Origin of the sequence: Sutcliffiella horikoshii (genome assembly GCF_021991925.1) — a bacterium.
Taxonomy (GTDB): domain Bacteria; phylum Bacillota; class Bacilli; order Bacillales; family Bacillaceae_I; genus Sutcliffiella_A; species Sutcliffiella_A horikoshii_F.
Genome location: NZ_RXZI01000005.1, coordinates 247,594 through 254,873, shown reverse-complemented (window position 1 = coordinate 254,873; position 7,280 = coordinate 247,594). Strand labels below are relative to the sequence as shown.

Annotated in this window: 5 protein-coding genes; 1 reads left to right on the top strand and 4 read right to left on the bottom strand. The window is 39.2% G+C overall.

The annotated features are described in order from the left end of the window. Positions 1-436: 436 nt before the first annotated feature. From EKQ44_RS14910 to EKQ44_RS14895, 4 genes are all read right to left on the bottom strand, one after another. On the bottom strand, positions 437-2,419 hold the full coding sequence (locus EKQ44_RS14910; protein ID WP_237664333.1) for an ABC transporter permease: 1,983 nt from the start codon (positions 2,417-2,419) through the stop codon (positions 437-439). Then, positions 2,409-3,179: an ABC transporter ATP-binding protein gene (locus EKQ44_RS14905; RefSeq protein ID WP_237664332.1), complete on the bottom strand. Its 771-nt coding sequence runs from the start codon at positions 3,177-3,179 to the stop codon at positions 2,409-2,411. The genes EKQ44_RS14910 and EKQ44_RS14905 overlap by 11 nt, the downstream gene beginning before the upstream one ends. 103 nt (positions 3,180-3,282) lie before the next feature. Continuing rightward, positions 3,283-4,284 (bottom strand): sensor histidine kinase, encoded by a 1,002-nt coding sequence (locus EKQ44_RS14900; protein WP_237664331.1) that lies wholly within the window; start codon positions 4,282-4,284, stop codon positions 3,283-3,285. Continuing rightward, positions 4,277-4,984 (bottom strand): response regulator transcription factor, encoded by a 708-nt coding sequence (locus tag EKQ44_RS14895; RefSeq protein WP_237664330.1) that lies wholly within the window; start codon positions 4,982-4,984, stop codon positions 4,277-4,279. Before EKQ44_RS14895 ends, EKQ44_RS14900 begins: the two co-directional genes overlap by 8 nt. 228 nt (positions 4,985-5,212) lie before the next feature. Here EKQ44_RS14895 and EKQ44_RS14890 point away from each other — a divergent pair, with 228 nt between their 5' ends. Continuing rightward, a complete protein-coding gene (locus tag EKQ44_RS14890) occupies positions 5,213-7,144 on the top strand; it encodes a S8 family serine peptidase (protein ID WP_237664329.1) in 1,932 nt (643 codons plus the stop codon). The last annotated feature ends 136 nt before the right edge of the window (positions 7,145-7,280 follow it).

Here is a 7,280-nt window from a genome sequence, read left to right as displayed (position 1 = left end):
CAATCTCATCCGAAATTCACCCTCAAGATTGTCTTCATACACCCGATGATGACAATCTCATCCGAAATTCACCCTCAAGATTGTCTTCATACACCCGATGATGACAATCTCATCCGAAATTCACCCTCAAGATTGTCTTCATACCACCGTTGATGACAATCTCATCCGAAATTCACCCTCGAGATTGTCTTCATACACCCGATGATGACAATCCCATCTAAAATCCACCCTCGAGATTGTCTTCATACACCAGATGATGACAATCTCAACCGAAATTCATCTTCGAGATTGTCTTAAGGTTGTCCTCAGACAGCCGAGAAAGCCACCTACACTAGCCACGATATAGAACGAAGGTTACGCAATAGCTATTTCGTATGACTTTGTCTACAAGCTGGCAGATTAAAATATTAACCTGCCACTACCATTTCGATAATTTTTAAATTTCTAATTCACTTAACATCTTTTTCCTCGAATAAAAGTAATACACCATCTGAATAAATAGATACACTCCAGAGATTCTGGCAAAATGAACTAGAAATTGCGGGTTCTCCATGATCCCACCTACATCTTGGGAAATGGAAAGAATATATACAAATGCCAAGCTGCATCCGAGTAACGGAGCAAAGAAGAACAGCACACTCATTTCCTTCGAAACGAGTTTCTTAATCTCTCTTTTGGTTATACCAATCTTAAATAGCTTTTTATATTTGGCTTTCTCCTCTTCCATGGTGGAGAATATGTTTAGGTACAGAAGGATGAAGGAACCAAAGAAGAAAAGAATGCTGATAAAGGTGGTGACAAAGAACATGATTCTAGATGAGTTTTTGATATAGTTGTAGTTTACCACTTTAGATATTGGCTGAAGAAAATATTCTTCCTCTTCCTCACTATAGCGAAGACGGACACTTTGGTATGGTGGCGTAGTGTTGTTATATTGCTCTAATCTATCTTTCAACTCATTTGTCACTTGTTCACTAGCTTTCCAATCTTGAAAATTCAAGATGTGTACCTGCATCTTATCTCCTATTAAAGCATTGTTTATTTTCCCAAACTCCTCATCACTGATGACTATAATGGAAGTGGGAACGAGCGTTGTACGATTAATTATTTGATCAACAATTGTTTCTTTCAAGGTGTACTCTATTTTTCCACCTTCCACATTAAAAGAAAGCCCATGTTCGTAAGTGCTATCTGGAAGGGCATATTTAGGAACATCATTTATTAGATAGATATATTCTTTACTATCTAGAATTTCCTGTCTTCCGGCAATCCGATTATAATCTGATAAACCTATAAATACATACTCATAATAAGCTTCTTCCCAATAAGGATCACTCTCATAGTGCGCAAACAATTTTACCGTTTCGTGTTCTTTAACAGGATTTTCTGCTTTATCCACAATAGAATACAATTCTTGCGTGGATATATTATTTTTCGTCTCTGTCTCTATATATGTGAGGTCATTAGGATTATCATCCATCACCTGCTGCTCTCCCATAGAATTGATGATCAATATGGTCGTACTGTAAAAGATGGTGACCATGCTCATAATTGTCACAAGCAACATGATAGACGTTAGTTGTTTAAATTTATATTCTAGACTACTTAAAGAAAGGAGCTCATTGTAATAATAAAATTTATGCTTCCTGGCCAACTTCATAAAGAAACTCATTCCTTGAGACAGTGCCACGTAAAGGCCCATTAATATGCCCAAGGTACTCATGAGAAGGTATCCACCAGCATCATGAGCCATAGATGGGTTGGAAAATGTATTATAAAGTAGTACGGCACTCCCAATTATCATCAATACCCCAAGTAAGCCGAACACCGGACTTCGATGCTTAATTGCATCTGCCACTCGATCACTTTTCATATTTTGAGAAACCGTTCTTGACAGTGTCAGGTAAAGAGTGATGATAACCGAAATGAGAAATATAAAGAGGTAAGCACCGATTGAATAAATAAACATCTCAAGCGAAAGATTGAAAGGAATCTCGCCTAATCCGGTTATATTTATGAAAAGCAGAAAAATTAATCGAGAAAACACCATACCAGTTACAATTCCAGTAATGATAGAAGCAATGGCAATCAACGCATTTTCTAATAATAATAGCCTGGCTATATCCCTTTTTGACATCCCAAGTGTCATTAGAAGAGCAAATTCTTTCTTCCTTCTACGTGTAAAAATTCGATGGGCATAGGTAATGAAAAATACTGTAAATATTAATAGTCCCACACCGGGGATCGTGAGTATATCTCTTATACCCTCCATTATTTTAACCTTCTCAATCGCTTGATTTAAATAAATAGTAGAATACATGAAAAAGAACAACACCGCAAAGCTGTTACATAGATAATAAAATAAGTATTTACCCCTGTTTCCTTTTGCCATTTTCCAAACCAATTGATTAAATGTCATGGCTCCTTCCTCCCAATACGGCAAGATTGTCCATGATTTGGTTTAGGAACTCTTTTCGATCTCCTTTTCTGACAATATAAGAATCTATTTTTCCATCTTTGATGAAGACAACCTTCCTGCAATAGCTTGCAGCAAACACGTCATGTGTGACTACTACAACGGTTGTATGGAGTTCTTCCACAATCTTTTCAAAACACTCCATAATGACAGTGGAAGATTTAGAATCCAAGTTACCAGTTGGTTCGTCTGCAAAAATAATAGTCGGATCGTTTACAAGAGCCCGGCTCACAGCAGTCCTTTGCTGTTGCCCGCCTGAAATAGAAAAGGGATATTTGTTCAATATACTCTCAATGCCAAACAACTCCGATAGTTCCTTTACTTTATTCTCCATTATGTTTGCTGATTTCTGTTCCAACACCATTGGGACTAGCATGTTTTCTTTTACAGTCAGACTGTCTAGCAAATTGAATTCTTGGAATACAAAACCGAGTTGTTTTCTTCTGAAAAGGGCTAATTCATCCCCGCTCATTTCACCAATTTCTTTTCCTGCAATATATACCTCTCCGGATGTTGGGGTATCTATTCCACTCATCATGTGTAGCAATGTTGTTTTTCCACTGCCGGAAGGCCCCATGATGGCGATGAATTCTCCTTTATTTATAGAAAGATTAACGCCATCAACAGCCTTTGTTGCTCCTTCTGCACCAGCATCACCATATATTTTCACTAATTTACTGGTTTCTAAAATTGTTTCCCCCATATTAAACCCTCCTCGAGCAAATTGGAATGTAAGTTACTCCCTTTCTATGTCTTATTTTACTGAGTAACCAATACATCAACCATGGAACAATACGAAAAATACCTTACACTTTTGTAAGGTATCTAATCGTGATTGTTGTTCCTTTTGATTCCTCCGACTCTATCGTAATTCGGTGGTTCAAGCGGTCTGCAATCCTTTTGCAAAGATATAGCCCAATACCTGATGAGTTCTGATAGTCCCTACCATTTTCCCCAGTAAAGAATGCCTCAAATACCCTTTCCAAATCATATGACGGGATGCCGACCCCTTCATCTGCAATGGAAAGAATAGTAGCCTCTTCTTCTTTTTTTACATGAAATCTTATCTTTTTGCTTCCATTTCTTCCACTAGAGTATTTAATGGCATTGGATATGATTTGATCTAGCATCGTCTCATTCCACTTCGGATCCGTTATGATGAAAGCAGCTTCTTCCTCACTATTTAGAACAGGGAATGTAGATTGATAAATAAACTCACTTTTTCGGTTATTGATTAACTTCCGTAATGAGGTGAGAAGGTCCATTGATTTTATATCCAAATCATTCTCAAAGCTGTCCATTCGAATCATGGTCAATCCTTGTTCAATGGCTTTATGTAGGCGTTTGTTCTCCACCTGTAAGTTTTCAAATGCTTTTGTACTGCCATGTAGTTTTTGTTCGTTTTGAATGATCAAATCCGTGACAGATACCGGAGTCTTTAAATGGTGCATCCAATGGGAGAGGAAATATAACCTTTCCTTATTCTTTTCATTCTGCTCATTCTTTTCCCTGGAATGTTGATAGCTTAAATTCTTAATCCACTTATCAAAAGCCTTTTGTTCTTCTGTGTATATCTTCATTTCAGCATGCTGATTCTCAATCGCCCCGTTTACTTGATAATAGCGGTATCCATCAATTAGAAGGTATACAGAAAGAAGAAATATCCCCACGGAAAAAGGATACAGGATCTCTGTGTTGGAGGGCTCACTCAAATGGAAGAATGTGATGACAGAAACAATATTGAAGAGATAGAACGAGATTAGCAGCGCTCTATCCTTGAAGAAGTTCTTTAATATCCTTTTATTCATTTGTTTTGCCTATCGGAGACGGAACACTCAGCATATAGCCGACGCCTCTTTTACTTGTAATAACTTTTGGAAGTCCAAGAGAAGATAGCTTTTGTTTAATTCGGGTCATATTAACCGTCAACGTATTGTCATCCACAAAAGTTAACGAGTCCCATACGGTTTCTATCAGTGCTTCCCTTGGAATATAGGTATTATGTTCTTCCATTAATTTTTTCAGCAATATGTATTCATTTTTACTTAACTCCTGTCGATTTCCTTTGAATTGAACGGCAAGAGTTTGACTGTCCAAGGACAACCCCTCGATAGATAATTCACCTGTATCTGCTGATGCGTATTCTCCGTACACACGTCTTATCGTTGCTTTTACTTTTGCATGTAATAAATCAAAGGTGAAGGGTTTGGTTATGTAATCGTCCGCGCCAAGTTCCATCGCCATGATCTGATCCATCTCTGTACTTCTAGCAGATATAATAATAATAGGAACCGTTGATTGCTGGCGGATGCTTCTGCATAGAAAGTACCCATCATAGTATGGTAGATTTATATCTAATAAAACAAGGTCCGGCTGAACATCCAAGAGGCTGTCCATGATATGTTGGAAATCATTTGGCTTGTATATCGTGTAGCCATATCTCTCCAAATGGTTTCCTACAAGCTCGCTTAACTGCCTATCATCTTCAATAAGCATGATTTTATGCATGTTTCCATATCCCCTTTTATCTTACTATAGCTGTTTTTATGTATATTTTACCATAGAAACTATCAATGGCTGATGTTATAAAGAATCTACAATTCTTTCCATTGGGAAATTGAATGTTTATTTCCTCTATAATCTCAGTCTTTTATTCTGAATTTTCCCAATATAAATTCTTTCTTTAATATGCTAAATTATTCTTGTGTTATCAATTGAGAGGAGATGAGCATGAGGATGAAGAAAAAGGGTCAATCAAAGAAAGTGTTTTTATCCGTTTTATCAGCAGCAACCATTCTTTCCACTGTTGCGCTTAGCAGTCCATCAACAGGGGGAGCTAGCAACTTTGAACTAGATTTCAAGGGAGTCAGCCAGATAACTGAGAAGAAGACAGTATCTAAAAATGGCAAAATTGGTGAAGCTTCTTTTCTAGCAAATACAGAGAATGTCAAAATTCCAAAAGGTCTACAAAAAAAGCTAGAGGTCGTGCCAAAAGACAATAGACTCTATATTGCACAGTTTGATGGTCCGATTTTAGAAGAAACAAAAAAAGAGCTGGAGGCTACAGGAGCAACCATTGTAGATTACATACCAGACTATGCATACATTGTGGAATACAAGGGTGATGTTGCAAAGGCCACTAACGGTATCGCTCATTTAGAATCTGTAGAGCCCTTCCTTCCCCTTTATAAGATCGACCCACTTTTATTCACCAAAGGCGCTTCTGCTTTTGTAAAGGCCGTTGCACTTGATGCTAAACAAAATAATAAAGAAATCACTTTCAAAGGGATAGACGAAATTGTCGAATATGCTGCCAACCATGACGTACTTTATATCTCTCCAAAACCGGAATATAAGGTGATGAATGATGTAGCGAGAGGAATTGTTAAAGCAGACGTTGCGCAAAACAGCTATGGATTATACGGGCAAGGTCAAGTAGTGGCAGTTGCAGATACAGGTCTAGATACCGGGCGTAACGATAGCTCCATGCACGAAGCTTTCCGCGGAAAAATTACCGCGTTATATGCATTAGGAAGATCTAATAATTCCAACGACCCGAACGGTCATGGTACCCACGTTGCCGGATCTGTACTTGGAAACGGGGCAACCAATAAAGGGATGGCACCACAGGCAAACCTTGTGTTCCAATCCATCATGGATAGCAGCGGCGGATTGGGAGGCCTTCCATCCAACCTGAGCACTTTATTCAGCCAAGCTTACAGCGCCGGAGCAAGAATTCATACGAACTCTTGGGGTGCTGCGGTAAACGGCGCCTACACGACAGATTCCAGAAATGTCGATGACTATGTTCGTAAAAATGACATGGCTGTTCTTTTCGCAGCCGGGAATGAAGGGCCGAACAGTGGCACCATCAGTGCACCTGGTACAGCGAAAAATGCCATTACAGTTGGAGCTACAGAAAACTATCGTCCAAGCTTTGGGTCTTATGCAGACAATATCAATCATGTTGCACAGTTCTCTTCACGAGGACCTACTCGTGACGGTCGAATCAAGCCGGATGTAATGGCGCCAGGAACATTTATTTTATCAGCACGCTCTTCCCTTGCGCCGGATTCTTCCTTCTGGGCAAACCATGACAGCAAATATGCGTACATGGGTGGAACTTCCATGGCAACACCGATTGTTGCAGGGAACGTGGCACAATTACGTGAGCACTTTATCAAAAACAGAGGCATCACACCTAAACCGTCCTTATTGAAGGCTGCGCTAATTGCGGGTGCCACTGATGTTGGTCTTGGATTCCCGAACGGCAACCAAGGTTGGGGCCGTGTGACATTGGATAAGTCTTTAAACACTGCATTTGTGAATGAGACAAGCTCCCTGTCCACAAGCCAAAAGGCGACGTACTCCTTCAATGCAACATCAGGCAAGCCACTTAAAATTTCTCTAGTATGGTCTGATGCTCCTGCAAGCACATCCGCTTCTGTGACGTTAGTAAATGACCTTGATTTAGTCATTACTGCTCCGAACGGAACGAAATATGTTGGAAATGACTTTACTGCACCATTTGATAATAACTGGGATGGTCGTAATAACGTAGAAAATGTATTTATCAATGCTCCACAAAGTGGGACATATACGGTAGAGGTTCAGGCATACAATGTTCCTCAAGGTCCACAGGCGTTTTCTTTGGCGATTGTGAACTGATTTTGATTTTTGATTTTGTAGAAACTGCTGTAATCGAGGGGAATACCTCTCGGTTGCAGTGGTTTTTTATGGGTATTTTGTTTTTTTTTAAAATCCCGGCACTTGATTGGCTAATCCATTCACAAAAAGAGGAAAT

What these genes read in the sequence shown, in the direction of transcription:
- EKQ44_RS14910 (WP_237664333.1), bottom strand. Translation starts at nt 2,419, where the DNA reads ATGACATTTAATCAATTGGTTTGGAAAATGGCAAAAGGAAACAGGGGT.
- EKQ44_RS14905 (WP_237664332.1), bottom strand. Translation starts at nt 3,179, where the DNA reads ATGGGGGAAACAATTTTAGAAACCAGTAAATTAGTGAAAATATATGGT.
- EKQ44_RS14900 (WP_237664331.1), bottom strand. Translation starts at nt 4,284, where the DNA reads ATGAATAAAAGGATATTAAAGAACTTCTTCAAGGATAGAGCGCTGCTA.
- EKQ44_RS14895 (WP_237664330.1), bottom strand. Translation starts at nt 4,984, where the DNA reads ATGCATAAAATCATGCTTATTGAAGATGATAGGCAGTTAAGCGAGCTT.
- EKQ44_RS14890 (WP_237664329.1), top strand. Translation starts at nt 5,213, where the DNA reads ATGAAGAAAAAGGGTCAATCAAAGAAAGTGTTTTTATCCGTTTTATCA.